The sequence below is a fragment of the Limnoglobus roseus genome (assembly GCF_008254045.1).
Classification (GTDB): Bacteria; Planctomycetota; Planctomycetia; order Gemmatales; family Gemmataceae; genus Limnoglobus; species Limnoglobus roseus.
In genome coordinates this window covers 3,975,159-4,000,301 of record NZ_CP042425.1, presented here as the reverse complement: position 1 = coordinate 4,000,301, position 25,143 = coordinate 3,975,159, and the positions used below count along the sequence as shown (strand labels likewise).

General features: G+C 67.2%; 24 protein-coding genes. 19 read left to right on the top strand and 5 right to left on the bottom strand.

Going from position 1 to position 25,143, the window contains the following annotated elements; translation table 11 throughout:
* Positions 1–68: 68 nt before the first annotated feature.
* Complete coding sequence (locus PX52LOC_RS16595; RefSeq protein ID WP_149111160.1) at positions 69–986, bottom strand: transposase; 918 nt, start codon at positions 984–986, stop codon at positions 69–71.
* A 549-nt stretch (positions 987–1,535) separates the two neighbouring features.
* Between PX52LOC_RS16595 and PX52LOC_RS16590 the strand changes: the two genes are divergently transcribed.
* From PX52LOC_RS16590 to PX52LOC_RS16585, 3 genes are all read left to right on the top strand, one after another.
* On the top strand, positions 1,536–2,315 hold the full coding sequence (locus PX52LOC_RS16590; RefSeq protein ID WP_149111159.1) for a DnaB-like helicase C-terminal domain-containing protein: 780 nt from the start codon (positions 1,536–1,538) through the stop codon (positions 2,313–2,315).
* Between the two features lie 136 nt (positions 2,316–2,451).
* Positions 2,452–2,610, top strand: a complete 159-nt coding sequence (locus PX52LOC_RS40590) for a helix-turn-helix domain-containing protein (RefSeq protein WP_168219042.1) — start codon at positions 2,452–2,454, stop codon at positions 2,608–2,610.
* Between the two features lie 238 nt (positions 2,611–2,848).
* Positions 2,849–3,628: a site-specific integrase gene (locus tag PX52LOC_RS16585; RefSeq protein WP_149111158.1), complete on the top strand. Its 780-nt coding sequence runs from the start codon at positions 2,849–2,851 to the stop codon at positions 3,626–3,628.
* On the opposite strand, the gene PX52LOC_RS16580 is transcribed toward PX52LOC_RS16585, so the two are convergent.
* The 3 genes from PX52LOC_RS16580 to PX52LOC_RS16570 all read right to left on the bottom strand — a co-directional run bounded on the left by PX52LOC_RS16580 (position 3,617) and on the right by PX52LOC_RS16570 (position 6,555).
* The gene (locus PX52LOC_RS16580) at positions 3,617–3,856 is read right to left on the bottom strand and encodes a hypothetical protein (protein ID WP_149111157.1); all 240 of its coding nucleotides are present in this window, start codon (positions 3,854–3,856) and stop codon (positions 3,617–3,619) included. The genes PX52LOC_RS16585 and PX52LOC_RS16580 overlap by 12 nt on opposite strands.
* A gap of 997 nt (positions 3,857–4,853) precedes the next feature.
* Positions 4,854–5,561: a class I SAM-dependent methyltransferase gene (locus PX52LOC_RS16575; RefSeq protein WP_149111156.1), complete on the bottom strand. Its 708-nt coding sequence runs from the start codon at positions 5,559–5,561 to the stop codon at positions 4,854–4,856.
* Between the two features lie 70 nt (positions 5,562–5,631).
* The gene (locus PX52LOC_RS16570; protein WP_149111155.1) at positions 5,632–6,555 is read right to left on the bottom strand and encodes an NAD(P)H-binding protein; all 924 of its coding nucleotides are present in this window, start codon (positions 6,553–6,555) and stop codon (positions 5,632–5,634) included.
* A gap of 124 nt (positions 6,556–6,679) precedes the next feature.
* On the opposite strand from PX52LOC_RS16570, the gene PX52LOC_RS16565 reads away from it, so the two are divergent.
* The 4 genes from PX52LOC_RS16565 (at position 6,680) to PX52LOC_RS16550 (ending at position 9,478) form a co-directional block, all read left to right on the top strand.
* On the top strand, positions 6,680–7,261 hold the full coding sequence (locus tag PX52LOC_RS16565; RefSeq protein WP_246173743.1) for a DUF1990 family protein: 582 nt from the start codon (positions 6,680–6,682) through the stop codon (positions 7,259–7,261).
* 42 nt (positions 7,262–7,303) lie between these two features.
* Positions 7,304–7,699, top strand: a complete 396-nt coding sequence (locus PX52LOC_RS16560; protein ID WP_149115521.1) for a TspO/MBR family protein — start codon at positions 7,304–7,306, stop codon at positions 7,697–7,699.
* Positions 7,700–7,743: 44 nt separating this feature from the next.
* Positions 7,744–8,811, top strand: coding sequence for a GNAT family N-acetyltransferase (locus PX52LOC_RS16555; protein WP_149111153.1), 1,068 nt, complete (start codon positions 7,744–7,746; stop codon positions 8,809–8,811).
* 124 nt (positions 8,812–8,935) lie between these two features.
* Positions 8,936–9,478: a VOC family protein gene (locus tag PX52LOC_RS16550; RefSeq protein ID WP_149111152.1), complete on the top strand. Its 543-nt coding sequence runs from the start codon at positions 8,936–8,938 to the stop codon at positions 9,476–9,478.
* Between the two features lie 48 nt (positions 9,479–9,526).
* On the opposite strand, the gene PX52LOC_RS43335 is transcribed toward PX52LOC_RS16550, so the two are convergent.
* Positions 9,527–9,658, bottom strand: coding sequence for a hypothetical protein (locus PX52LOC_RS43335; protein WP_261368401.1), 132 nt, complete (start codon positions 9,656–9,658; stop codon positions 9,527–9,529).
* 148 nt (positions 9,659–9,806) lie between these two features.
* On the opposite strand from PX52LOC_RS43335, the gene PX52LOC_RS16545 reads away from it, so the two are divergent.
* The 12 genes from PX52LOC_RS16545 (at position 9,807) to PX52LOC_RS16500 (ending at position 25,135) form a co-directional block, all read left to right on the top strand.
* Positions 9,807–10,013 carry a hypothetical protein gene (locus tag PX52LOC_RS16545; RefSeq protein ID WP_149111151.1) on the top strand — a complete coding sequence of 69 codons (207 nt, stop codon included), beginning with the start codon at positions 9,807–9,809 and terminating at the stop codon, positions 10,011–10,013.
* Positions 10,014–10,568: 555 nt separating this feature from the next.
* Entirely contained in the window at positions 10,569–11,183 is a 615-nt protein-coding gene (locus PX52LOC_RS16540; RefSeq protein WP_149111150.1) for a sigma-70 family RNA polymerase sigma factor, read from the top strand.
* A gap of 12 nt (positions 11,184–11,195) precedes the next feature.
* On the top strand, positions 11,196–15,596 hold the full coding sequence (locus PX52LOC_RS16535) for a WD40 domain-containing protein (protein WP_149111149.1): 4,401 nt from the start codon (positions 11,196–11,198) through the stop codon (positions 15,594–15,596).
* A gap of 23 nt (positions 15,597–15,619) precedes the next feature.
* Positions 15,620–15,985 carry a hypothetical protein gene (locus PX52LOC_RS16530; protein WP_149111148.1) on the top strand — a complete coding sequence of 122 codons (366 nt, stop codon included), beginning with the start codon at positions 15,620–15,622 and terminating at the stop codon, positions 15,983–15,985.
* 26 nt (positions 15,986–16,011) lie between these two features.
* On the top strand, positions 16,012–16,470 hold the full coding sequence (locus PX52LOC_RS16525) for a hypothetical protein (RefSeq protein WP_149111147.1): 459 nt from the start codon (positions 16,012–16,014) through the stop codon (positions 16,468–16,470).
* Entirely contained in the window at positions 16,449–16,598 is a 150-nt protein-coding gene (locus PX52LOC_RS40585; protein ID WP_168219041.1) for a hypothetical protein, read from the top strand. The genes PX52LOC_RS16525 and PX52LOC_RS40585 overlap by 22 nt, the downstream gene beginning before the upstream one ends.
* Before the next feature lie 438 nt (positions 16,599–17,036).
* Positions 17,037–17,369 (top strand): hypothetical protein, encoded by a 333-nt coding sequence (locus tag PX52LOC_RS16520; protein WP_246173741.1) that lies wholly within the window; start codon positions 17,037–17,039, stop codon positions 17,367–17,369.
* A gap of 124 nt (positions 17,370–17,493) precedes the next feature.
* Positions 17,494–17,817, top strand: a complete 324-nt coding sequence (locus PX52LOC_RS16515; RefSeq protein ID WP_149111146.1) for a hypothetical protein — start codon at positions 17,494–17,496, stop codon at positions 17,815–17,817.
* An 88-nt stretch (positions 17,818–17,905) separates the two neighbouring features.
* On the top strand, positions 17,906–18,361 hold the full coding sequence (locus tag PX52LOC_RS16510) for a hypothetical protein (RefSeq protein ID WP_149111145.1): 456 nt from the start codon (positions 17,906–17,908) through the stop codon (positions 18,359–18,361).
* A 359-nt stretch (positions 18,362–18,720) separates the two neighbouring features.
* On the top strand, positions 18,721–18,867 hold the full coding sequence (locus PX52LOC_RS40580; RefSeq protein ID WP_168219040.1) for a hypothetical protein: 147 nt from the start codon (positions 18,721–18,723) through the stop codon (positions 18,865–18,867).
* Between the two features lie 610 nt (positions 18,868–19,477).
* Positions 19,478–23,242 carry a sugar-binding domain-containing protein gene (locus PX52LOC_RS16505; RefSeq protein WP_149111144.1) on the top strand — a complete coding sequence of 1,255 codons (3,765 nt, stop codon included), beginning with the start codon at positions 19,478–19,480 and terminating at the stop codon, positions 23,240–23,242.
* Between the two features lie 30 nt (positions 23,243–23,272).
* A complete protein-coding gene (locus PX52LOC_RS16500) occupies positions 23,273–25,135 on the top strand; it encodes a rhamnogalacturonan acetylesterase (protein WP_149111143.1) in 1,863 nt (620 codons plus the stop codon).
* The last annotated feature ends 8 nt before the right edge of the window (positions 25,136–25,143 follow it).

The following is a 25,143-nucleotide window of genomic DNA, read 5'->3' as shown; positions in this document are numbered from 1 at the left end:
TCGAAGACTGGGCTGCACGCGGTGGCTTGAACGAATCGACTCGCTTGCTGTTGACAATCGGCCGGCGTTCATCGAAGGACTAGAGCGGTTCCCGAGTCGGTGTAGCGGTTGAATAGTCGCGACAGGCGAAGTAGTTGCGGCACTCCTCGGCCGCGAACGTCGTCGATCACTCGCCCAGGTAGCCCTCGACGGCCCGCACGGTCCGCTTGGTCGCCGCCCGGTGTCGGGCCTTCCGCTTGGCGAACGCCTTTTCGATCGGGTTGAGGCCCGGGCGGTACGCCGGCGGCAACCGCAACTCGCACCCCGGCCCGCTTGTGGCAGGCCAAGTTGTCCATTACCACGCGGTCACCCGGCCGCAGCGCCGGGACCAACGGTTGCTCGACGTACGCCACGAACACGTCACCCGTCACCGCTCCGTCGATCACCACGGGGGCGGTCATCCCGTCCGACCGCCGGGCGGGCACGAACGTGGTCGTCTTCCCGTGCCCGTGCGGCACGTCCATCACCAACCGCGGGCACCGGCCGTGCGTCCGGGCCATCCGGGTACTCGCCCACGTCGCGTCGACGAACACCAACTTGCCCGGAGCGAGGTGCGGCTGGCCCGCACGCCACGCGGTCCGAGCCGCGGCCCCATCCGGGCGGTCCGGCTCGCCGGCTCGGACCGACTTTTTTCCCGCGGCAGCCCGAGGGCGGCGAGGGCCGAGCGGGACCGGGGCAGCGCGAACCGCTCGGCGGTACTCGGCCCGCGTCGCGTCTGGGGCCGCCGCGACGGCCGGCCGGATCGCGTCCGCGTGGGCGCCCCGGCCGGGTGTGGGCCCCCGCCGCGGATCAACGGGCGTGATCCGCCCGGCCCCCCGCCGTACTTGCTGGACCCGCCGGACCCAAGACTCGCTCGCGCGATACTCGATGGCGATGGCTCGGGTGCCCGGCCCGGTATCACAATCCGCCAGGACCCGCGCCCGCACATCGGCCGAGGACGCCCGCATCGGTGGCCCTCCTGTGAGTCGCCAACAAACTAACCGACCCGCGCACCCGGCGCTTGATCATCTCGGGAACCGCTCTAATGAGGCTTTCGGTAGAACGCATCAGGATGGCAGCCGATTGGCCTCGTCCCTTCGAACTGCCGCGGGCGCCAAAGCGGTGTGCCACTGCCGCCGACCTGTGGGCACGCTGCGAGCAAGGGACTTTAACGCGCGAAGCGGCTAACCGCCAGCGAACGGCGGACGGTTGTTGCAGTCTGCAACGGGCCACCCTGGACATCGTTCACATGCGAGAACTGCCAGCGCCCGGCAAAAGAGAACGCCGACTCTTCCGGGCGGCGGCGAACCTAATCGAGTGCGGCGTCTCGTCGTCGGCCGTTCAACAACTTCTCGACGCACCCGGCCGCGATTGTGGACTCTCTGCTTCGGAATTGTCACACGCGGTTCAGTCGGGGATTGAGCATGCGAACGCTGTGAAGGGGGTGGAAAAATGAACGAACCCCATCCGCCTGTCGCCCCCGCCGCATCATTCGCCGGGGGTGGTGCGAGGAATTGTTGTCCGGTGTTCCGCCCGCCATGTGGCGCATCGGCAATGATGATTTGGCGAACGTCCAGTTCGGTCCTAACCGCGTACTATTGCTCGGCGACGAACCGGGCGCCGGTAAGACGGCGTTCGTGATGCAAGCCGTGTACGACGCGCTTCGGCTGAACAAAAACTTGCGGGCTGTCGTCTGCAACGTAGAGATGGTGCCGAACGTACTTTGGCTTCGTTTGCTTTCGCGGCACTCGGAACTACAGCTCACGGTCATTCTGCGACGCACTTTCACGGAGGAACAGCGCGTCAAAGTTCGCACGGCGGTCGATGAGATGGAACCGGCATTGAGACGCCTTACGTTTGTGCCTTCGCCGTTCACGCTCTCGAATGTCGTCGCGACGGCCAACGCCCTCGGCGCCGAGTTGATCGTTCTGGACTACATCCAGCGGATGGCGGGTTCTTCCGACGACCGGCGGGCCGGGGGTGATGCGTTGATGGACGGCGTTCGGGCGATGGCGAACGCTGGTTGTGGCGTTATCGTTGTTGCCGCGGTCGGCCGGTCGAAGGATACCAAAGGCCGCAACAGCTACTCACAACTGTCGCTCGCCAGCTTCCGCGAATCGAGCGAGTTGGAGTACGGTGCCGACGACGCCTATATCCTCAGCCCCGGTGAACAGGCCAACGACCCGCACACGCTCCGTCACTTGAAGTCTCGCTACGGCGAGTGCAGGGACATCCCTCTGACGTTCAGTAGGGCGATTCGGCGATTCCGATCGTCTGCGATTGAGGGCAAGAGATGATTACTGAACAGTTGAACCTATACGGCCTTCCGACCGACGGACCCGGCCCGAACCTCCTGCACACCCGAAGAGACCAACGAACACGGGCGACCGCTTTCGCTTGTTGAACGCCGTCGTCGATCATCGCTTGGCTGCAATGTCCGCTGCGGAAATCAAGGTGTGGTTCGTGCTGTTCCGCGACAGCAAGCATGACGCTTCCCGTACGAGTCAGATGGACATCGCACGGCGAGCGGGGGTGAACGTCCGCACCGTTCGACGGGCCTTTGACGGCTTGAAGCGGGCGGGCTTGCTCTAGGTCGTCGTGCAAGGCGGTTAACCGAAGCGCGTCAGCAATTATCGCGTGACGGCGCGATAAGTGAGGGCATTTCACGTCCATCGTAGAGGGTACAATAGTGTCCTATGTCCCAGAAGGGACCAAGGCGGGGCACGGATGCCACCTGCCATTTCGTTCCGATTCGCGCTACACTTACTTCGCGCCGACCGTTGGCCTCTTCGGGTGTGTCCGCTGTCGTGGTCCGCACAAAGGGAATCACATGGGTTCGGTATTCAAGAAATCGACTACGCGACGAATCCCGCCGACCGCGGAACCCTTCGTCAAGAACAGCGAGCAGATGGTCCGTTGGCGAGTCCGCGGGAAGCTCCGAACCGCTAGCCTCTCACCATGCGGTACGAAGATCATCACGCGGTCGGCAACGTACTTCGCCAAGTTCCGGGATGCGGACGGTTCGCTCGTTACCCGTTCGACACGGTGCCGGGACGAGCAAACTGCCCGACAGAAGTTGGCTCAATGGGAACGCCGGGTCGAGTTGAAGCGGGCCGGGTGCATCACGGCGAACGAAGAGGCGACCGGCTTCCACCAGTCCGTTCCGTTGCCCGACCACTTCGCGGCGTTCGAGAACCACCAGAAGGCGAAGGGTGTCAACCGGGTGTATCACCGGAACACGATGTCCGCACTCCGTCGCGTTGCGAACGACTGCCGGTTCGACACGTTGGCGAGTGTCACCACTTCGCCATTTGAACGCTGGCTCATTGAGCGTGAGACAGAAGGCATGTCGGCCCGCACCCGCAACGGTTTCCGGGAAGCCTGGATCGTATTCGCCAACTGGTGCATCGAGACAGGCCGGATGACGGCGAATCCGCCCGGCCGGTTGCCGAAAGCCAACACCCGCACTGACCGGCGTAAGGAACGTCGTGCCCTGACCGAAGCGGAGTTGATGCAACTTCTCGAAATCGCGCGAACTCGTTCACTGACCGCCAAGCTGGTGAAGAACCGCGGCGACCGACAAGGGGAAGCCAACCTCTCACCGGCCTAGTGCAGCAAGTTGGAGCGGGCCGGGCGGGAACGGGCGTTGGTGTACAAGACGCTCGTCCTGACCGGCCTGCGGCACGCCGAGTTGCGAAGTCTGACCGTCGGCCAAGTGTTGTTCGACGAGCCGCCGCGGATCGAACTTGAAGCCGCAGACGAGAAGAACCGTAAGGGGGCGTATCTGCCGCTCCGGACGGACCTGTGCAGACGAACTGCGGACTTGGATCGCGGACATCAGCCGGAAGCCGTCCGACCGCCTGTTTGCTGTGCCGGTCCACCTCGTTCGGCACCTGAACGCCGCCGGCATCCCGAAAACGCACGAACGCGGGTTCGTGGTAGACATGACACCCACGGGCTAACGTCTACACGCACCTGCGAATTCAGGACACGGTTCACGCCCTGAACGCTCTGCCGGGTCTGTCGCTGGCCAGTTTGGTTGCACCGCCGGTTGCATCAGCCATAGGCCGAAGAGGTCAAATCCCGTAATCTGGCGGCATGATTGCACAGTCGTTCGAGATTGCTGTTGCCTCGGCGGTCGGAGTAGAAATGCCTGGAAATCAAAGCGAAAACGGCCGGAAGACAACTGTTGTCATCTCCCGGCAGCCTCTGGACGTCTGTTCAAGTTTAGTTGCGGCGGTAGGATTTGAACCGGCGTCAATCACCGCACGAAATGCCTTGTTTCCCAGGCGTTTTCATATCACTGGCTCGAAATGCATACCAAAAACATACCACTCGTTGCCGGGCGTTGGTCAAAAGTGCCATACTGATCGCAATGTTTAAAGCCGACTGTCATCTTTAGTGTCGGTTCCGAGGCCGAATGATGACCGAAGTAGAATGGGCGGCAGCCAACCCGGCAGCCATGTTCACAACGGAAAGGGTCGCAAGTATGATCGGAAGATGCGACCCTTCACAGTCGCCCGTTTCTAACGAAAGGTGGCGTGCTACTCGTCCGCCGCTCGATTTGGAAAATCCAATTGTTGGAATTGGGGCGGATGACATTCGGACGACAGGCGAGCCAGGGGGCGCTCTGAACCCGAGGAACGACGACTATGCCGAGGCAAAGTCGGGTCACCCCGTCGGGCGAACTGGTTGGGATCCCGAACGTGGCCCACCGATGGGCACGCATCGGCGATCTCGCTGATGAAGAATCGAACTTGATCCATCCTCCTCACCGCGGCGGTCGCCCCACGACGGACCATACCTTCGGACCACGGCCTCGGAGGCTGAGGACGTTATCCCTTCACCGCCCCGAAGGCCGCAAAGCAGACGTGCTTGTGCAAGACTTCGATTTGAGCGAAACCGACGTGCCGCAATAAGTCGAGTTGGTACGTGAGCGGCCGTGGGGTATCTTCCCTCTCGACGTAAGCGAACACGTGGTCCCGGTACGCCTCGCCCTTCAGCCGGGTCAGGTACTCGCCGTACTGCTGCCGCATCACGCCGTTGACCGCCGGGATCGAACTCTCCACGAGATCGAAAATCCACACCGACCCGCCGGGTCGCAGCGCCCGGTGCAAGGCGGCGAACACCGCCTGCCACTCGTCGTCCGTCCGCAGGTGGTGCAACACCGCAGCGGCCAGCACAATGTCGAATCGACCTTCGGGGAGTTCGACTTCCCGGATGTCGCCCCGGATCGTCGTGACGCTACCCGTGGTCGCTCGGCCGACTCGCTCTTTTGCCCGGTCGAGCATCGGCTGGCTCAGGTCGATTAAAGTGACGTCCCGGTCCGGCAGCCCCTCCAGCAACTTGAGCGTGTAGTTCCCGGCCCCGCACCCCACGTCCAAGACGTGTCGGGCGTGGGGCGTCGTGGCCGCTGCCGCTTGAGCGACGAGCGCCATCGCCAGCGGGGCATCGACCGTCGCCGACTGCCCGGTTTCGAGGTTTGAGAACCGCTCCACGTCGGCGTCGAACCGCTGCCGAATTTCTTCAACTGTTGATTTCATCGTTCGTCCCCGGAAGTGGCCTGGAACCGCCGCCCGATCAGTCCGAAGTTGGTCCGCACGCTCTGGCCCGTCACCCGGTCGTATCGGCGATGGCCTTCCGAATGGCGTCCTTCACCCCCATCGGCCGCACCGGGAAGGCATCCCGGGCCGTCTTCTCCCGAACGACGGTCGAGTTCTTCAACCCCTCGATCAGGTGCCGCCCGACCTCGAACTTGGCGGGCGTCACGAGGGCCAGCCACAGGCCGGACAGGTACGGCGTCAGCACCGGGACGAAGATCAGCCACCGCCGCAGCTCCTTCTGCCGGGCGTACTCCCGGATCAGGTCGGCGTAGGTCGTCACGTCCGGACTGCCGATCTCGAAGGTGCGGCTCCCGCCCGGCGGCATCTCCCTCGCCGCCAGCAGGTACGTCAGCACGTCGTCCACGGCGATGGGCTGGGTGGCCGTGGTCAGCCACCGGGGGCAGAGCATGACCGGCAGGCGGTCGGTCAGCGACCTCACCAACTGGTACGACAGGCTCCCCGCCCCGATTACCATCCCGGCCCGGAACTCGACCGTCTCGACGCCGGACGAGCGGAGGATGTCGCCGACTTCGTGGCGGCTCCGCAGGTGCGGCGACAAGTTCGGGTCGGCGTCGTCCCCCAACCCGCCCAGGTAGACGATCCGCCGCACCCCGGCGTCCCTGGCGGCGGCGGCGAAATGGGTCGCCGCTTGCTTGTCGTCCTTCTCGAAGTCCTTCGAGTCGGACATCAGGTGGACGAGGTAGTAGGCAGTGTGGACGCCCCGCATGGCTTCGGCCAGCGACGGCGGGTCGAGAACGTCGCCCCGGACGATCTGGGTGGATTCTCGGACGAGGGGCCGCAACGTGTCGGGCGACCGGGCCAGACACCGCAGGGCGACGGGCTGCCGTTCGAGTACCCGGACGAGCCGCCCGCCGACGTACCCGGATGCGCCGGTCAACAGCACGACGGGGTTTTCCGGTCCTGGTTCTGGCATCGTGTTCGGTCGATCCCTCGGTTGGGAAGCGTGTCGAAATACGGATAGTATGAGGCGGGGGCATTTTACCACCCGGCGGACCACGGCACAGGCTCGGCGGCGGGCGGGGGCGAAGGAGAACGTCTTGGCACTCCGAAAACCGACGCCCGACACGTTACGCCGGTTCCTGGCGACTCAGACGCCGTTACGGTTCACCTACGAGGCGGTGGGCGCAACCGCCGGGACGCCCCCGGCCGGTTTCGTCGTAGACCGTACCCGCATCAAGCTGGGCGAGGGCGAGGTGGTGTTCCGGGCGGCCATCGCCGCCCTACGGCGGTGGGAACAGTTCCGCCTCGGCTGGGTGGAGGCGTGGTCGCCCGACACGCCCATTCGGGAGGGCGAGGTCGTGGCGGTGATGGGCCGGGCGGTCGGCCACTGGTGGGTCAACGCCTGCCGGATCGTGTACGTCGTGGACGAGGCCGGGCCGGTCAGCCGGTTCGGGTTCGCCTACGGCACGCTGCCGGGCCACGTCGAGCGGGGCGAGGAGCGGTTCCGGGTCGAGTGGGACCGGGCCGACGGCGGCGTGTGGTACGACATCCTGGCGTTCTCCCGCCCGAGCCACGTCCTGACCCGGCTCGGGTACCCGGTCGTGCGGCGGTTGCAGAAGCGGTTCGGCCGGGACTCGGCGGCGGCCATGCTCCGGGCCGTCAGCCCCGAACGCCGGTGACGGGCCGAGGGGCCGCCCGGCCCGCCAACGAGGGACCTGATGATGCCGTGGATCGAGTGGTACGACTCCCTGACGAAGCCCTCGTGGACGCCCGCCCCGGCAACGATCCGCCTGATCTGGACGCTCCTCTACCCGGTCATCCTGGTCAGCTTCGGGTTCGTCTTCGTGCAGGCGTTCCGCAGAAAGATACCCCGGCGGGTGGCCCTGCCGTTCGCCATCAACCTCGTCGCCAACGTGCTGTTCATGCCCCTGTTCGCCGGGTTGCGGAACGTGCCGCTGGCGGCGGCGGACATCGTGGTCGTGTGGGCGACGATCCCCTGGTGCGTGATCGCCGCCTGGCCGCACCGCCGCTGGGTCGCCGTCGCCCAAGTCCCGTACTTCGTGTGGGTGTCGCTCGCTACCACCATCCAATTGTCGATCACGGCGACGAACGGGTGAATCAACCATCCGGGAGCCGGGCATCTCGTGGAGCAGACCGACGCATGACCCCCGAACAAGTCGCCGCCAGCTACGACCAGATCGCCGTCCGGTGGGTCGATGTTTCGACCTACGGGTTCGCCCAGGTCGAGCGGGCCGTCGCCTTCGTGAAGCACAAGGGCGTGGCCCTCGACGTGGGGTGCGGCACCGGGCGGCTGATGGTGCTGTTGGGCAATCACGGCTTCCGCACGGACGGGATCGACGTGTCCCCGGCGATGATCGCCCAGGCTCGGCAGAGACACCCGGACGCCCGGCTGTTCCTCGCCGATATTTGCGGTTGGGAACTGCCCGAGGCGTACGACCTGATCGTGGCCTGGGACAGCGTGTGGCACGTCCCGCTGAGCGGGCAGGCAGCGGCCCTGACCAAGCTGTGCCGGGGACTGGCAGCGGGCGGGGTTCTCGTGTTCACCACGGGCGGCACGGACGAGCCGGACGAGCGGCAGAATTCGTACATGGGGCCGCCCATGTACCATGCCACGCTCGGCATCCCGAATACCTTGAAAATTCTGGTTGAAGCCGGGTGCGTCTGCCGCCACCTCGAGTACGACCAGCACCCCGAGTCTCACGTCTACGTCATCGCTCAGAAGCCGGACGGCGGAGTCTCAACGGGCGACCGGGTTCGGCTCCGGCCGGTCGTGGCGGGTGACCTGCCCCGCATGTTCGCCTTGCAACTCGACCCGGACTCGAACCGGATGGCGGTGACGATCCCCCGGACCCGGGAGGCGTTCGACTCGCTGTGGGCGAAATCGTTGATCGACCCAAATGCCCCGGCCCGAGCCATCCTGTTCGACGGGGCGTTCGCCGGGCACGTCTCCTGCTTCTCGGTGGAGGGCCAAGATCACGTCGGCTACTGGATCGACCCGGCGTTTTGGGGGAAGGGAATCGCCAGCCGGGCGTTGCACCTGCTGCTCCGGGAAGTCACTAAGCGTCCGTTGACCGCCACCGCCGCCACGAGCAACGGGGCATCACTGCGGGTTCTTCAGAGGTGCGGGTTCGTCGTCGAGCAGGTCCGGCAAAGCCCGGCCACCGACCGCTACCCGGCGTGCGAGATCGCCGTCCTCGTGCTGCGGTGACAGGCTGCCATCCGTTCCGGCGGCAAGCGGCCCGCACGGGTGCGTAAGCCCTGGCCGGCGTCTGGGGTATTTGTGGACGGGGCCGTGCCCGTTGCCCCACGCCGCCATAGCGAAGAAGTACCTTATGGACACGACCAAGCACCCCCCGGTTGACCCGCAGGTCCGCATCGGGCACGTCCACCTGAAGGTGGCCGACCTGGATCGGGCGTTGCGGTTCTACTGCGGCGTCCTCGGGTTCGAGATCACCCAGCGGTACGGGTCGCAGGCGGCGTTCGTGTCGGCGGGCGGCTACCACCACCACATCGGGCTGAACACCTGGGAGAGCCAGGGCGGATCGCCGCCGCCGCCCGGATCGACCGGCCTGTACCACACCGCCATCCTCTACCCGACACGGCGGGCACTGGCCGTGGCCCTGCGGCGTGTCCTCGAAGCGGGCGTCCCGCTGGACGGGGCGGCCGATCACGGCGTCAGCGAGGCGTTGTACCTGCGTGACCCCGACGACAACGGCGTGGAACTGTACTGGGACCGCCCGCCGGAACAGTGGCCCCGGACGCCCGCCGGCGAGTTGGCGATGTTCACCCGACGGCTCGACCTGAACGGGTTGCTCAAGGAAGTGGAGGTGGCAACCGCTGCCCCGAACGTCAAGGATGGTCCGAAGGACTTGTGAGAGGAAGGCGTGCCGTGGCGATCGGGCGGTCGCCCCCGCCCGACACGTTCACGCCGGTTTCGACCGGAGGCCGATCCGGATCGTCGTCTCCAGTTTCGCCGGGTCGTCGCAGTGGTGGCTGTAGACCTCCAGCGACGGGAAACCGATGACCTCGCCTCGGGCCGCAAGCTCGACTTTCAACGCCTGCCATTTTTGGGCAACGCCTGGTACGGCCCGACGTGGACGTGCTTCAAATGACGCAACAACTCGAACTCCAATGGCTCCTCCCCACGGGCGAGCGGCCGAGATAGGTTACATCCCTCGGATCGCTTCTGGGAGACCGGGTCACATGCCGCTTCTGAGTCGAGAGCAACACCTCGCCACCTTCGGCGGGACGATGAACCCGGCCGGCGATAACGAGGTACCTCCTTTCGACTTCTGGTCGTACTTCGACGCCATCCCGGCATCCGACTTCGAGTCGGGCACGACTGCTCGGCCGGCAATGTCGAGGCGGTCTATCGAGAGCCGACCGGTCGGTACGAGCACGTCCTGGTGAAGTCCGGGGGCCGCAACGTGTTCATGGTCCTGGTGCTCGACCGGTCGGCCATGGCGGTCCACGGCTGCTGGACCTCAACAAAGAGTATGGGTTGGATGGGACCGGCCACAAGCTTGAAGCCCAGCAATTAAACAGGTTTCGACACCATCTTCCCCTGTCCAGGCATACGTTCTCAGCTTGTCCAAACTGGGCATGTGAAAATTCACCATCGTTCAGCCTCTAGATTGTGACCAGAATTGGTCGCCTCGGGGTAATGGTCGCCTCTCGTCAAGCCGCCACGGACGGCGGCAAGAAGCCGCCACGGTTCATGGCGGACGCACGACCCAACAGCTCTGGATTCCTAACCTTCCGTGAGCGGCGAAAGCTGGACACGAAAGCCGCGAGCGAATTTCAGAAAGCCGAACCCGTGAATCGGCGTCCGGGACGCTCCGAATGCGATCGGCGGGTCGAGAGCCTGAAATCGTCAACGGAGACTCCTAATAAATTGGGCGATTCTCCTGTCCAGCCCCGCGGCCATCTGGGAGGTTAGGACGTAAGGCCCCGAGGTTTGCAAGCATGAGTGCGACCGACGACGATGTCGACTTGGTCCGCCGGGCCGCGACCGGGGACGGGGCGGCTGCGGGCGAGGCTCTGGTCCGGCACCGGGACCGACTGCGGCGAATGGTCGAGGCGCGGCTCGACCGGCGGGTCCGCGGCCGCGTCGATCCATCGGACGTACTCCAGGACGGGTTCGCGGACGCCGTCGCCAAGTTCCCGACCTACCTCGCGGAGTCGAACATCCCCCTGTTCCTCTGGCTGCGGCTGGTCGTCGGGGAACGACTGGCGAAGGTCCACCGGGACCACCTCGGTGCCCAAGTCCGCGACGCCGCCCGCGAGGTGTCGCTCTACCGCGGGCCGATGCCCGCCGCGTCCAGCGCCGCCCTCGCGGCCCACCTGCTGGGGAAGGAAACGTCGCCGACTCAGGCCGTCGTCCGGGCCGAGCGGTTGCTGCGGCTGCAGGAAGCGCTCAACGCCCTCGACCCGCTCGACCGAGAGATTCTCAGCTTGCGGCACTTCGAGGAACTCACCCACGCCGAGGCCGCGCGGGTACTCGACATCGGCGAGGCGGCTGCGGCCAAGCGGTACGTCCGTGCCCTAAAACGCCTCAAAGACGTGCTCAAGCCCCTGTAGGTAGAGATCGACATGGACGACACGAGCGATGCTCACGACGTGTTGTTGAACCAACTCGCCGACGAGTTCGCTGCCCGTCAGCGGGCGGGCGAACGGCCGCGCCTGGAGGAATACTGCGACCGCCACCCGGCCCTGGCCGAAGACATCCGTGCACTGTTCCCCGCGCTCGTCGAATTGGAGCGGGCCAAGGCCGACATCGGTCCGGAACTGGCCGTGACGGCCGCGCCGCCGATGACGAACCTCGGCGACTTTCGCCTGCTCCGCGAAGTCGGGCGGGGGGGCATGGGGGTCGTGTACGAGGCCGACCAGGTCTCGCTCGGCCGCCGCGTGGCGATCAAGCTGCTACCGTTCGGCGTCCTGCGGGACCCAACCAAGCGGCGGCGGTTCGAGCGGGAGGCGAAGGCCGCGGCCAAGCTCCACCACACGAACATCGTCCCGGTCCACGGGTTCGGCGAGCACGAAGGTACGCCGTACTACGTCATGCAGTACATCCCCGGCCTGGGGTTGGACGCGGTCATCGACGAACTGGCCCGCTCACCTGCCGGTGGCCGCACGCCGGACCCGACCCAGTCGGGCGACCGGGCGGCGACGAGCGAGGCGCTCGCCCGGTCCCTCGTGGGGCGGCCGGACGCCGCCCCCGACACGCTCCCCGATTCTCAGGCGGGCCCGGCGCCGGTGTCGCTCGGTAGTTCCGGCGTCCACCTACCCGGCCGGTCGGGGTCGAGCGTGTCCGGGTCGAGCGTGTCCGGGACGACGTACTGGGAGAGCGTGGCCCGGATCGGCGTGCAGGTGGCCGGCGCCCTCGCCTACGCCCACCGCGTGGGCGTGCTCCACCGCGACATCAAGCCGAGCAACCTCCTGCTGGACATGGACGGCATTGTCTGGGTGACTGACTTCGGCCTCGCGAAGGCGGACGACTCGGACGACCTGACGCACACCGGCGACCTGCTCGGTACCCTGCGGTACATGCCGCCGGAGGCGTTCGACGGGAAGTTCGACGCCCGCGGCGACGTGTACGCCATCGGCCTGACACTGTTCGAGTTGATTGCCCTGCGGCCGGCGTTCGAGGAAGGGGACCGGAACAAGCTCGTCAAGCAGGTGACGACCGGCGACCCGCCGCGATTGGGGAAACTTCGTCAGGACGCCCCACGAAACCTGGTGACGATCGTCGAGAAGGCGACCGAGAAAGACCCCGCCCGGCGGTACCCGACCGCCGCGGCGCTGGCCGACGACCTGCAACGCTACCTGGACGGCCGGCCGATCGCCGCCCGCCGGGCGACCGAGGTGGAGCGGGTCTGGATGTGGGTGCGGCGGCGGCCGGCCATGGCCGGGCTGGTCGCGGCGCTCGTCCTGTGCCTGGCCGGCGGGTCGGTCGTCTCCACCGTGTTCGCCGTCCGGGCTGAGGGGTTCGCCCGCGACGCGGAGTTCCGCGAGCGGCAGGCCAAGGACAACCAGGACCGCGCCGAGGCGAACGAACGCGACGCCATCGAGCAGGGCAAACGGGCCGACCAAAACCTCTATCACGCCGAGATGCCCCTGGCCGTTCAGGCGTGGCGGGAGCACCGCGGGTTGCCGAACATGCGGGCGCTGCTCAACCACTGGCTGCCGCGGGGCGACGGCCCCGACCGCCGCGGGTGGGAGTGGTTCTACGTGAACTCGCTGCCGTACCAGAGCCTCCGCACCCTCACGGAAGGCACGGCCGGGGTCGGCCGGCGGCCGTGTACCGTGGCCTGGAACGCCGCCACCCGGCGGCTCGCCGAGGGCACGGCCGAAGGCCGGATCCGCATCTGGGACGCCGATCGCGAGCAAACGACCTTGACGCTGACGGCCCCGCCCCCGACCGTCCTGTACCACGGCACCCGGTGGCTCGATTGGAGCCGGGATGGCGGCAAGCTGGCCGCGGGCGGCCATGGTGGGGCGGTCACCGTCTGGGAGATCCCGAGCGGGCGAAAGCTCCGGGAGTTTCCGGGGAATAACTCCGCCATCATTTCCGTGGCGTTCAACGCGGACGGCACACGTCTGGCGACGTGGGCGCAATCGGGGTTCGTTCAAATCTGGGATGTCCTCGAGAACCGGCTGTCGGACCAGGTGCTCCACGCCGGCTCGACCGCCACCGCCGGGGCGTGGAGCCCGGACGGCCTGAGTGTGGCGACCGGCCGCTACGACGGAACGGTGTCGGTGTCCGCCCCGCGGGCCGGGGCCAAGATCGACACGTTTCAGGCGCAGGTGGATTCCATCTACCATGTGGCGTGGAGTCCCGACGGCACCCGTCTTGCCACGACCAGCGCCAACGACTTTTTCGTGAACGTCTGGGATGTCGCCGAGCAGAAGACGGTTCTCCCCCCGCTGCGGCACTCGCACGGGATCACGGTGATCGCGTGGGAGCCGACCGGCCACCGACTGGCGACCGGGAGCATGGACGAAACGATCAAGGTGTGGGACGCGGCTACCGGCCACGAGGAAACCACCCTGCGGGGGCAGCGGGCGAACGTGGTCTCGCTCGCCTGGGGGCCCGACGGCCGCCTGGCGTCCGGCGGGTCGGACGGCAGCCTGCGGGTTTGGGATTCGGTCCACGATCAGGAGTCCGGCACGTTGCCCGGCCACGCCGGGCAGGCGACGGCGGTGGCCTGGAGTGCGGGGGGCGAGCGCCTGGCGTCGGCCGGCAACGACGGCGTCGTGCGCATCTGGGACCCGACCGCCCGCCGCGAGGTGCAGCCGCTCCGCGGGCACGACCGAGCGCAGATCGAACCGCAGTTCGGCCTGATCCGCTCGCTAGCCTGGAACCCGGACGGAACGCTCCTGGCGTCGGCCGGCCTGGACGGCGTGGCGAAGGTCTGGGAGGTCGCCAGCGGCCGGGAGGTCTTCGCCACGTCCGCCGACCGCGGCGCTGTTTGGTCCGTCGCGTGGAACGCGGGCGGGACGCGGCTGGCCGTCGGATCGCAGGACGGGTCGATTCGAATCGTGGAGGGGCTTCCCCTGGCACCGACGGTTCGCCGCGACTTCCCGGCCCACCCCGGCGTGGCCAAAGGCGAATGCCGGAACGGCGTGCGGTCGCTGGCCTGGAGTCCGCAAGGGGACCGGCTGGCGTCCGCCGGGTGGGACCGCCTCGTGAAGCTCTGGAACCCGGACGGTGTCGCGGTTGCCCCCGCCATGAAGGGCCACACGAGTTGGGTGTTCGGCCTGGCCTGGAACCCGACCGGCACGCAGTTGGCGTCGGCCGGGACCGACCGCATCGTCATCATCTGGGACGCGAAGACGGGCGGCCGGTTCCAGACGCTCCGCGGCCACAACGACTTCGTGGACGCCGTCGCCTGGAGCCCGGACGGGTCTCGTGTGGCCACGGCGAGCATCGACAACTCGGTCCGCGTATGGGTGCCCGAAACGGGGGCGGAAGCGTTCGCCCTCCGCGGCAACTCGGTGATGTTCCACGACGTATCGTGGCGGCCGGACGGCACGCAACTGGCTGCGGCCGGCAGCGACGGCAGGGTCTGGGTCTGGGACGCGACCCGCGGGTTCGAGCGGGACACGACGCCGCGCGCCTTGCCGAACATTGAACGCGCCCTCGCCGCCGGGACCGCCCGCGGCGACGACCGCCGGCGGTTCGCCGAGGCCTACATTCGTGCCGGAAAGCCTGACGCCGCGGTGGCCGTGTTGAAGGACGACCCGGCCGGCCTGGCCCGGCTCGCCCGCGAACTGGTCCGCCAGGGCAACGGGCCGACGGCCGCCACCGTCCGCGCGGTCGCCCTCGCGGGCCTGGAAGCGAAGTGGGCGAAGGAACCGGAGAACCCCGACTGGACGGCGGAACTGGCCCAGGCGCTCGTGGAGTCCGACCGCACCCGGGAGGCGGTTCCCCTGCTGACGACCCTGGCGTGTGCCAGCCCGACGGACGCGGCCCTCACGCTCAAGGCCGCCGCCCTCCAGGTCTGGTTCGGCCTGGACGCGGACTATGCCGCTACCTGCCAGCAGGTTCGTGCGAGCGTCGGCAACAAGACCGACCCCTACTGGACCAGTCCGGTAGTGAAGGTGTGTTGCCTCCGACCGCTCGCCGACTCGGCCGAACGCGAAGCGATCCTGGCGATGGCGAGCAAGGGGTCAAAGGACGCTCGCGGCCTGGCGGAGTACCGCGCCGGCAACTACGCCGTCGCCGCGGCCCTGCTCGCGACGCCCGACGCCGGGATCAAGGGCGTCGCGGCGTTCTTCCGGGCCATGAGCCTGTTTCGCCTGGGCCAACTCGACGAGGCCCGCCGTCTGGCGGCTGAAACCGCGGCAGGGATGAAATCGCTTCCACCCGACGATCGAAATCCTCTGGGCGGCGGCGGGGTCCCGGAGGACCTCATCCTGTGGCTGGCTCACAAGGAGGCGGCCACCGTGATGGGAATCACGGCGGCCGCTCCAAGCCCGATGAAGCCGTAACGAGCGGAGGGAGCAGGCGTCTGTTGACCCGACTCCTTCGGCGGCCGTCCCGCTGGGATGTGGCGGCCGGCAAGCAGGTGTGGCAACTCGACGGCGGCTTCTCGATGTGCGGCCTGTCGGACGACGGCAAGACGTTCGTCGGCATGGTTGGGATATCCACCAACGTCCAGGCACAGGACCCGGCGACGGGGAACCCGGTCACGGGACAGAAACGACCCGACCTCCGCGCCCTCGGCGACCTCCGGTTGCCTGGCGGCCCCAACCGACGGCCGGACCCCGGCGGGCCACGCGGGCGTGACGGTCTGGGATGTGGCGACGGGGGCCAAACTGGACCGGTGGGCGGCGGCCACGGGCTTGGTCCGGTTCACGGCCGACAGCCCGGGGTCTGATCGCGGCCGACTGGGCGGGCGTCGGCGTGTGGAACCTAGCCGGCGGCCAGCGGGTCGTCCGGCACCCGGCCCCCGCCAGTGCGCCGGCCGACGGGCGGGCGTTCGTCACCGCCTGGGACGCGACACCGGACGGCCGCACCCTCGCCACCGGCCACGCGGACGGCGCCATCCTCTTCTGGGACGTAACGCCGCCGGCCCGCCCGGCCGGGCCAGGCCGTCGCGGTCGTGCGGGCGAACGTGTCGCCGGTGGCCGCCGCCGACGCGGAGGTGGTCGGAAAGGCCGCGGCCGCCCTCGACGCCGCGGCCTTCGCGGACCGGGACGCGGCCGAGAAGGCGCTGCTCCAGTTCGGCCCGGGGGCGGCCCTGGCCTTCGCAAGTTGGCCACGGCCTCGGTCGAACAGCGGGATCGGGCGGAGCAGGTACTCGCCGCCTACGCCGACCGGCGGACCCGCGTCACCCCGACGTGCCGGGCGCGCGGGCCGTAACGGCCTTCGAGCGAACCGCCACGAGGGAAGCCCTGCCGGTCCTCGACGCGCTCGCCCCCGGGGCAGCCGACGCCCGGCTGACGCACGAGGCGAAGGCCGCCGCCGACCGCCGCCCGGCGGTGCGATAGCGGCTCGACCCCTGGACCGTTCTGTCGGGCCGAATCGCCTCCGCTCGCTCGGCACGCTCGTCCTCGCCACCCGTACACGGGCTTCCCGGACGCTGCCGACTGGCCCCCTCCCGCCAACCGGTATCATGGCAGGACCACTAAGGGCGGGGCGATGACGGAAGCCGAGTGGCTGGCGGGGATTGATCCGAGTGCCTTACTGCGTTGGCTCGGTGGGAGGAAACGAAACCGCTCAAGTGAGCGAAAGGTCTGCCTCTTCTCCTGTGGGTGCTGCCGAAGGAAATGGCATGTATTTTCAGGGGATGGACAGAAGGGGACTGCGGTCGCAGAAGCGTACGCCGATGGTCAAAGCACGGCGGCGGATGTCGAGGCCGCTCACAGTAACGTCTTCGGGAAAGGACAGAGAGGGGTTCCGTGGGCGCTCTGGCTTCCGACGATGACGTGGCTCGAAGTGACCAAGATCGAGACGGCCGGCGGAATACCTACCTTGCAGATGAAGAGGACGTGAGCGAACGGAACGTACAAGCAGCCATTCTTCGCTGCGTAGTAGGGAATCCGTTCCGCCGGGTCGCCCTTGATCCGTCTTGGCTCACATCAACCGCGGTTGGCCTCGCCAAAGGCATCTACGTCGACCGGACCTTCGACCGCCTGCCGATCCTCGGTGACGCGCTGCAGGACGCCGGGTGCGTGGACGCCGACATCCTCGCCCACTGCCGGGGCGGGCCACACGTCCGCGGGTGCGGGGTCGTCGATCTCGTGATGGCGAAGGGATGAGAAGCGGGCGTCTCCGCTCTTGGTACTTGTGCCGGGGAGATCCTGCGAGTAGCCTAGCGACTGAGTCTCGCAGCCCATCGGGCCGCGCGGGGCGAGGGTTCCTATTGCTCGGAGGGCAGACCCGATGGCGGACGATGACCCGTGCCCGCGGTGTGGCCAGTCGCTGGTGGTGCGTGGCTCGTACAGCACCTGTGGGGTGCGGTTCGGCTTCCGGCCCGAGGAACTGCGGCTGTTCTCCCTGAGCTTTCAATTTCCCGAAGTGCCGGTCCCGGCCGCGGCGTCCGCCTGCGCGGCGTGCGGACTGGTCTGGGCCGAGTTGGACGCCGCGGCCCTGCGACAGAAGCTGCACGACTTGGGCAATGAGGAAGTCCGCCAGCGACTCGGGTTGTTGATCGAAGAGTCCAGACACACCGAACCCGGCCCTACACCGGACCCGGCGACAGGTTGACCCTTCCCACTCAGGAACGCGCCGGCCGGGTTGCTTCTGGCTGTCGCCGCCGGAGTGGAGCAGCGGATGTATCGTGTCGCGTGACCGTATGACAAATTCGTCGGCGGAGGGCGAGCGACCGACGCTCGCTCTGTATTGGCGTTGCGACGGGTCGGACGGGATCGTCTGGCGGCTCCGCAGTATCGATGCGGATGGGGCCTTCTACGGCGAGATCCGCCGGGATTCCGAAGACGAAGTCCTCTGTCGGTTCGCCACCGTGTCCGGTCGGCTGTCACACGCGGAGTCCGAGCGGATGGCCGAGTTAGTCGCCGTCATTCGCCAACCGTCGCCGCCCGATCATCCTGGGCCGCACTTCGCCGCCTTGTTCGAACGGTCCTGGAGGACGTTCGCGGACGCTCGGCATTTGTACGTGTACCACTTGGGCGATGAGGCCCGGTCGGAGGCGGCTCGCGCGTTCGTGGAGCTGGCCGGGATCGTCGAGCGGCATCTGTCGCCAGAGTACGCCAAGATTGCCGTGCCAGACGTTACGCCGGACGCCCAGTGACCTCGTGCTCTATCGGTAGTGGTGCCGGCGGGTTGGCTCGTTGAACTTTACAACCGCTTCCCGCGGTTGACTTACGCTCACTGCGGGCGGTGCAGCCAGTGCATCGACCGCCGGCTGGCCGCCCTGACGGCCGGGCTGACGCCATTCGAGGACGACCGGGCCCTGTATCGGTCGGACGTCGTCCTCAGCGAGCGGGCCGGACCGGAGGTGACGTTCGTCGAGCGATATACGGGGTTCCCATTCCCTGCCTCCGACCACGCGTTACGCCGCCGACGACCGCGTGGTGGATACTCTGATGAGGCGTGATTTGCCAGCCCTCACCGTCGAAACCCATTGACCAACTCCGCCACACTCTCCGAGTGCGGCACTCCGCCATCCGCAACGAGGACGCCGACCACGACGGGTACCGGCGGTTTGTCCTGCTCCACAACAAGCAACACTCGCTCGACCCGAATGGGCCGGTGATGCTCTCCCAGCACAAGGTCCGGGCCGTGCAGCCGGCCTGACTGGGGTCCACCGATGGATCAGGCTACTCCTGTATGGGGGCGGTTAGCGGGTGTTGTTAGCCGCCCTCTCCGCGCCCACGACCTCGACTTCGCCCGCGACGCTATCGGCCGCGTGCAGGCAGCGCCGCGGGCGTTACCTCGTGAACCTTGTGCGAGCGTGTCGCAAAGGTGAGGACAATCTCCTTGCGGTCAGCCCTACGAAATCCTTGCGGTGGTTGCCGATGGCCTCCACAATTCTCAGTGTGTTTTGCCCCCGGCCCCGCTCCTCTTTGTGGCGACGAGGTGGACGCGGAGATCTTCTCTGGGGCCACCCGCACAGGGTGACTGGCGGCCAGCGGCCGACCGTGACCGGGCGAGCAGAACACTCGCAAGTCCCGAACAGTGCATGGTAAGGTCTCCGCTTCGGTCGTCATTCGTTCCCCTTGCGGAGGTGATCCCCGACACCGCGGCCGGCGCGTACCGCTTTGGTCGATGCATCCCCCGTTTTCGGACCGCGACTTTACTCGGTGAATTGGAGGTTCGGCCTGTGTAGATTGAAGCTGCCGGGTCGGGGGATATGTTTTTTTCCTTCACTCGCGCCCTCGCAATTCAACCGATTTCGGACTCTCCCATGAAGTCGTTGTTTCGGTTCCTTCTCCTCGTAGTGGCCGGTTTCGCGAGTTCGATCCCGACCCGTGCCGAGACGCGAACGAGCTTCAATTCCGATTGGCGACTCACCGTCGGCGATGCCAAGGGAGCCGAGACGCCCGGTTTCGACGATGCGACGTGGACGCCGGTGACACTCCCGCGGGCGTGGAACGAGGACGACGCCTTCGCCAAGGACGTCCACGACCTGCGAACGGGCGTGGCCTGGTATCGCAAGCGGTTCGTGCTACCGAACGACACGACGGGCAAGAAGGTGTACCTCGAATTTGAGGGCGTCCGTCACGGGGCCGAGGTGTTCGTCAACGGCACCAGCGTCGGCGTCCACGAGAACGGCGTGATGGCGTTCGGGTTGGACATTACCCCCGCCCTCAAGCCGGCCGGCCAGGAGAATGTGATCGCCGTCCGCACCGACTCGGCATGGAACTACCGCGAACGGGCCACGAAATCTGGCTACCAGTGGTCGGACAAGAACTTCTACGCCAACTACGGCGGCATCAACAAGAACGTGATCCTGCACGTCAAGGACCGACTGCACCAGACGCTGCCGCTGTACTCAAACCTCGGTACCACCGGCGTGTACGTTTACGCGAAGGACATGAACGTCGCGAACCGCACGGCCACCGTGGTCGTCGAGGCTCAGGTGAAGAACGACTACGCCGAGGCGAAGACGTTCGCGTTCGACGGGACGATCGACGACCTGAACGGCAAGCGCGTGGCCACGTTCACGGCGGACAAACCCGTCACCCTCGGGCCGGGCCAAACGACGGTCGTCACAGCGTCTGCCGCGATCAAGGATGTGCAGTTCTGGTCGTGGGGTTACGGGTACCTGTACACCGTTCACACCTCGCTCAAGGTCGAAAACACGGCGGTGGACACGGTCGCCACGCGCACCGGCTTCCGGAAGACGGAATTCGCCCGCGGCCACGTCACGCTGAACGACCGGGCGATCCACCTCCACGGCTATGCCCAGCGGACCACGAACGAATGGCCGGCCCTCGGCAGTGCCGTTCCGGCCTGGATGTCGGATCACTCCAACCGCCTGATGGTCGAGGGCGGGGCAAACCTCGTGCGGTGGATGCACGTCACGCCGTGGAAACAGGACGTCGAGTCGTGCGACCGCGTCGGTCTGATGCAGGCCATGCCGGCCGGCGATTCCGAGAAGGATGTGACCGGCCGGCGCTGGCAGCAGCGGGTCGAATTGATGCGAGACGCGATCGTCTACAACCGCAACAACCCGTCGGTCATCCTCTACGAGGCCGGCAACGCGGGCATCTCCGACGAGCACATGCTGGAGATGAAAAAGGTCCGTGACCAGTTCGACCCGCACGGCGGGCGGGCCATCGGCTGCCGGAATATGCTCGACCAGGCGACGGCGGAATACGGCGGGGACATGCTCTACGTGAACAAGTCCGCGACGAAGCCGATGTGGGCAATGGAATACTCTCGCGACGAGGCCCTCCGCAAGTACTGGGACGCGCTCTCGCCGCCGCGGCACAAGGACGGCGACGGCCCCGCGCACGGCAAGGACAACCCGGCCGCCTACAACCGCAACCAGGACACGTTCGCCGTCGAGGCCGTCGCCCGGTGGTACGACTACTACCGCGAACGCCCCGGCACCGGGTCGCGGGTCAACGCGGGCGGGGTGAACATCATCTTCAGCGATTCCAACTCGCACTTCCGCGGCGCGGCCAACTACCGCTGTTCCGGCGAGGTCGATGCCGTGCGGTTGCCGAAGGACGGCTACTTCGCGAACCAGGTCATGTGGGACGGCTGGGTCGATCCGGAAACGCCGCGGGCGCACATCATCGGCCACTGGAACTACGACCCCGGCACGGTGAAAGACGTGCTCGTCGTGTCCTCGGCGGCAGTTGTGAAGGTGTCACTAAACGGCAAGCCGCTACCGGCCGCGACGAAGTCGATGGGCTTCCTGTTCACGCTGAAGAACGTCGCGTTCGAGCCCGGCACCTTGAAGGCAGTCGGCGTCGATGCCGCGGGCCGCGAGGTTTGTTCGACGGCATTGATCACGGCCGGGCCGCCGCACGCCCTCAGGTTGACCCCGCACACGGGACCGGGCGGGCTGCGGGCCGACGGGGCGGATGTTGCGATGGTCGATGTCGAGGTGATCGACAAGGACGGTCGCCGCTGCCCGACGGCCCTGGACCTCGTGCAGTTCTCGCTGGCCGGCCCGGCCGAGTGGCGAGGTGGCGTCGCCTTCGACGTGGACCGCAAGGACAATTACATTCTCGCGAAGTCGCTCCCGGTGCAGTGCGGCGTGAACCGCGTGCTGATCCGCAGTACACCGACCGCCGGGGCGATCACACTCAAGGCGGTTGCCACCGGTCTACCGCCGGCGAGCGTCACGTTCACGTCGGTGGCCGGCCCCTCGCAACTACTCGCGTCCTACCTGGGCCGCGGGCCGACGCCGAAAGGGGTATCGAACCCGCCGACGCGCACGCCCTTGAAAATCGCCCGCGTGACGGCGGGGTCCAAAGCCGACACGGCCGTGGCGGCCACCGACGACAACGAGAAGACTACCTGGACCAGCGAGAGCAAACTCGCGAGCGCGTGGATCGAGTGCGAACTTCCCGCCGCCGCGACCGTGAGCGAGATCACGCTGAAGCTCGGCCAGTTCAAGCGGCTGTCGTACCCGCTCCGGGTGACGGTCGATGGCAAAGAGGCTTTCAACGGCCCGACGTCGCCCACGCTCGGTTACGTCACGCTGTCGCTGAAGCCCACGTCCGGCAAGGCCGTCCGCATCGCGCTCACCGGCTCGCCGAAAGCGTCGAACGCATTCGACATGACGGAAGTGACCGGGGCCACCACGAACGACGGCGACGCGCCGACCCCAGCGGGTAAGGGCGTGCTCGCCATCATCGAGTTGGAACTGTACGGCCCGAAACCCGCCGAGTCGCCCCCGGCGAACGCGCCGCCGGTGCGACCCCTGACGGAAGTCGATGTTTGGCCAGCCGAGAAAATGCCGGGCAACGGTGCCCGGCAAGCCGAGGCGGACCTGCCCGCGAAAGGGGACGGCGTCCGCCGTGTGACGAACATCAGCAAGCCGACGCTGACCGTGTTCCCCGCCCCGAAGAAGGACAAGGCCGCCCCGGCCGTGATCGTCTGCCCGGGCGGCGGGTACAGTTACCTGTGCATCGACAAGGAAGGCACCGACGTCGCCGCGTGGCTGAACGGCAACGGCATCACGGCCGTCGTGCTGAAGTACCGCGCCCCCAACAACCGCGGCGGGGCCTTGCAGGATGCCCAGCGTGCCCTGAGCCTGACCCGCCAGAACGCGGCCGCGTGGAACGTCGATCCCGACCGCCTCGGCATCATGGGCTTCTCGGCCGGCGGGCACCTGGCCGCACGGGCGAGTACGCAGTTCGACGAGCGAAGCTACCCCGCTCTCGACGCCGTCGATCGGCTCAGTTGTCGGCCGGACTTCGCCGTGCTGGTGTACCCGGCCTATCTGGACGACAAGGACGGGCACGTTTCCACCGACCTGAACTTGAAGGCGAAGGTTCCCCCGACGCTCATCGTTCACAGCGAAGACGACAAGCCCTACGTTCCCGGCAGTAAACTCTACCACGCGGCACTCGACGCCGCCGGGGTCGTCCACGAGTTCAAGCTCTACCCGACGGGCGGCCATGGCTACGGCCTTCGCTGCACCCGCGACGCGAAGGCGTGGCCGCAGGACGCCCTGGCCTGGATGCTGAAGTCCAAACTTCGACCGTAACGCGACGCCCCTCTCCCCACGAGGCCGATCATGCGAACCGCCGTTCTCGTACTCCTGTGCCTGACCGTGCCCGGCCGCACCGAGGAACCGCGTGTGCGAATCGCGCTCGCCGGCGATTCGACCGTCACGGCCCAGGCCGGCTGGGGCGAAGGCTTCACGTCGGCCCTGCCGAAGTCGGTCGAAGTCCTCAACTTCTCAGTGGGCGGGCGGAGTTCCAAGAGTTTCCGCGACGAGGGGCTGTGGAAGAAGGTGCTCGCCGCGAAACCGGACTACGTCCTCATCCAGTTCGGTCACAACGACCAGAAGACCGACGACCCGAAACGCGGCACCGACCCGGCGACGACCTTCAAGGCGAACCTGACGCAGTTTGTCGAGGACGTGCTTGCCGCGGGCGCGAAGCCGGTCCTCGTCACGTCCCTCAGCCGCCGTGACTGGGCCGCCGACGGCAAGATTCATTCGACGCTCGTGCCCTACGTCGAAGCGGTGAAGGCCGTCGCGAAGGACAGGAAGGTGCCGCTGATCGATCTGCACGCGCGGTCAATTGAACTCTACGAACGGCTCGGGCGGGCGGAGATCGACACGTTCTCGCCGCGGAAGGGCACGGAGATCGACAACACGCACCTGAACGCGAAGGGCAGCACAGCCGTCGGCCGCCTCGTGGCCGAAGAACTGGTGAAGGCGGTCCCCACGCTCGCCGTGGGCCAACGGTATACCTTCGAGTCGGGCGAACCGCCGGCCGGCTTCACGGCCGTTGCTGCCGGGCAGGTCTTTGACGCCGCCCGCGGCCACGGGTTCCTGACCGCGTCGCCGAAGGATCCCGCTCTCTTCGCGGTGTCGCTGGACGAGGGGAACTACCGCGTGACGATGCGGTTCGGCTCCGCAACGGCGGCCACCTCCACCACGGTCAAGGCCGAGACCCGCCGCCTGATGGTCGAGCGCGTGGACACGACGCCCGGCAAGTTCGAGACCCGCGTCTTCACCGTGAACGTCCGCCGGCCCGGCGTCGCCAAGCTGAACGACCGCGAGAAGGGCCCGCCGGTGACGCCGGGTTGGGACGACCTGCTCACGCTGGAATTCAACGGCAAGAAGCCGGGCGTGGTGTCCGTTGAGATCGTGCCCGTGACGGACGCGGTGACGGTCTTTCTCGCCGGCGATTCGACCGTCACGGACCAACGGCACGAGCCGTTCGCCGGGTGGGGCCAGATGCTCCCGCGGTTTTTCGGGCCGACCGTGGCGGTGTCCAACCACGCGGAATCGGGCCTCGCCCTGTTCTCGTTCGAGGGCCAGAAGCGGCTCGCCAAGATTCTCGGCATGATGAAGCCGGGCGACTACCTGTTCATTCAGTTCGGCCACAACGACCAGAAGGACAAGCGAGCCGGGGCCGGGGCGTTCACCACCTACAAGGCGGACCTCAAACGGTTCGTCGCCGCGGCCCGCGGCAAAGGCGGCCTGCCCGTACTGGTGGCACCGATGGAACGCCGGAGGTTCAACGACGCGGGCCAGCCGACCCCGACGCTGGCGGACTACGCCGCCGCGGTGCGGCAAGTCGGCAAAGAGGAGAAGGTACCAGTGATCGACCTGCACGCGATGAGCCTGAAGCTGTACGCCGCGCTGGGGCCGGAGAAGTCGGCCCGCGCGTTCGTGCACTACCCGGCCAAGACGTTCCCCGGCCGGGACGAGGCACTGAAGGACAACACACACCACAACGCCTACGGCGGCTACGAACTCGCCCGCTGCGTGGTCGAGGGGATCAAAGCGAGTGTGCCCGCGTTGGCGAAGCACCTCGCCGCGGACGTCGGTTCGTTCGACCCCGAGAAGCCCGACTCCCCGGAGAAGTTTGATCTCCCGGTGAGTGCCTTCGGCGGCAAAACCGAGACGCCGGCCGGCAACTGAACATCCAG

Excerpts from the sequence above, each read along its gene's own strand:
- PX52LOC_RS16580 (WP_149111157.1), bottom strand. The coding sequence starts at position 3,856 with ATGTCCGCGATCCAAGTCCGCAGTTCGTCTGCACAGGTCCGTCCGGAG.
- PX52LOC_RS16540 (WP_149111150.1), top strand. The coding sequence starts at position 10,569 with ATGAGTGCGACCGACGACGATGTCGACTTGGTCCGCCGGGCCGCGACC.
- PX52LOC_RS16550 (WP_149111152.1), top strand. The coding sequence starts at position 8,936 with ATGGACACGACCAAGCACCCCCCGGTTGACCCGCAGGTCCGCATCGGG.
- PX52LOC_RS16510 (WP_149111145.1), top strand. The coding sequence starts at position 17,906 with ATGACAAATTCGTCGGCGGAGGGCGAGCGACCGACGCTCGCTCTGTAT.
- PX52LOC_RS16570 (WP_149111155.1), bottom strand. The coding sequence starts at position 6,555 with ATGCCAGAACCAGGACCGGAAAACCCCGTCGTGCTGTTGACCGGCGCA.
- PX52LOC_RS16585 (WP_149111158.1), top strand. The coding sequence starts at position 2,849 with ATGGGTTCGGTATTCAAGAAATCGACTACGCGACGAATCCCGCCGACC.
- PX52LOC_RS40590 (WP_168219042.1), top strand. The coding sequence starts at position 2,452 with ATGTCCGCTGCGGAAATCAAGGTGTGGTTCGTGCTGTTCCGCGACAGC.
- PX52LOC_RS16575 (WP_149111156.1), bottom strand. The coding sequence starts at position 5,561 with ATGAAATCAACAGTTGAAGAAATTCGGCAGCGGTTCGACGCCGACGTG.
- PX52LOC_RS16595 (WP_149111160.1), bottom strand. The coding sequence starts at position 986 with ATGCGGGCGTCCTCGGCCGATGTGCGGGCGCGGGTCCTGGCGGATTGT.
- PX52LOC_RS16545 (WP_149111151.1), top strand. The coding sequence starts at position 9,807 with ATGCCGCTTCTGAGTCGAGAGCAACACCTCGCCACCTTCGGCGGGACG.
- PX52LOC_RS16505 (WP_149111144.1), top strand. The coding sequence starts at position 19,478 with ATGAAGTCGTTGTTTCGGTTCCTTCTCCTCGTAGTGGCCGGTTTCGCG.
- PX52LOC_RS16515 (WP_149111146.1), top strand. The coding sequence starts at position 17,494 with ATGGCGGACGATGACCCGTGCCCGCGGTGTGGCCAGTCGCTGGTGGTG.
- PX52LOC_RS16500 (WP_149111143.1), top strand. The coding sequence starts at position 23,273 with ATGCGAACCGCCGTTCTCGTACTCCTGTGCCTGACCGTGCCCGGCCGC.
- PX52LOC_RS16560 (WP_149115521.1), top strand. The coding sequence starts at position 7,304 with ATGCCGTGGATCGAGTGGTACGACTCCCTGACGAAGCCCTCGTGGACG.
- PX52LOC_RS16535 (WP_149111149.1), top strand. The coding sequence starts at position 11,196 with ATGGACGACACGAGCGATGCTCACGACGTGTTGTTGAACCAACTCGCC.
- PX52LOC_RS16555 (WP_149111153.1), top strand. The coding sequence starts at position 7,744 with ATGACCCCCGAACAAGTCGCCGCCAGCTACGACCAGATCGCCGTCCGG.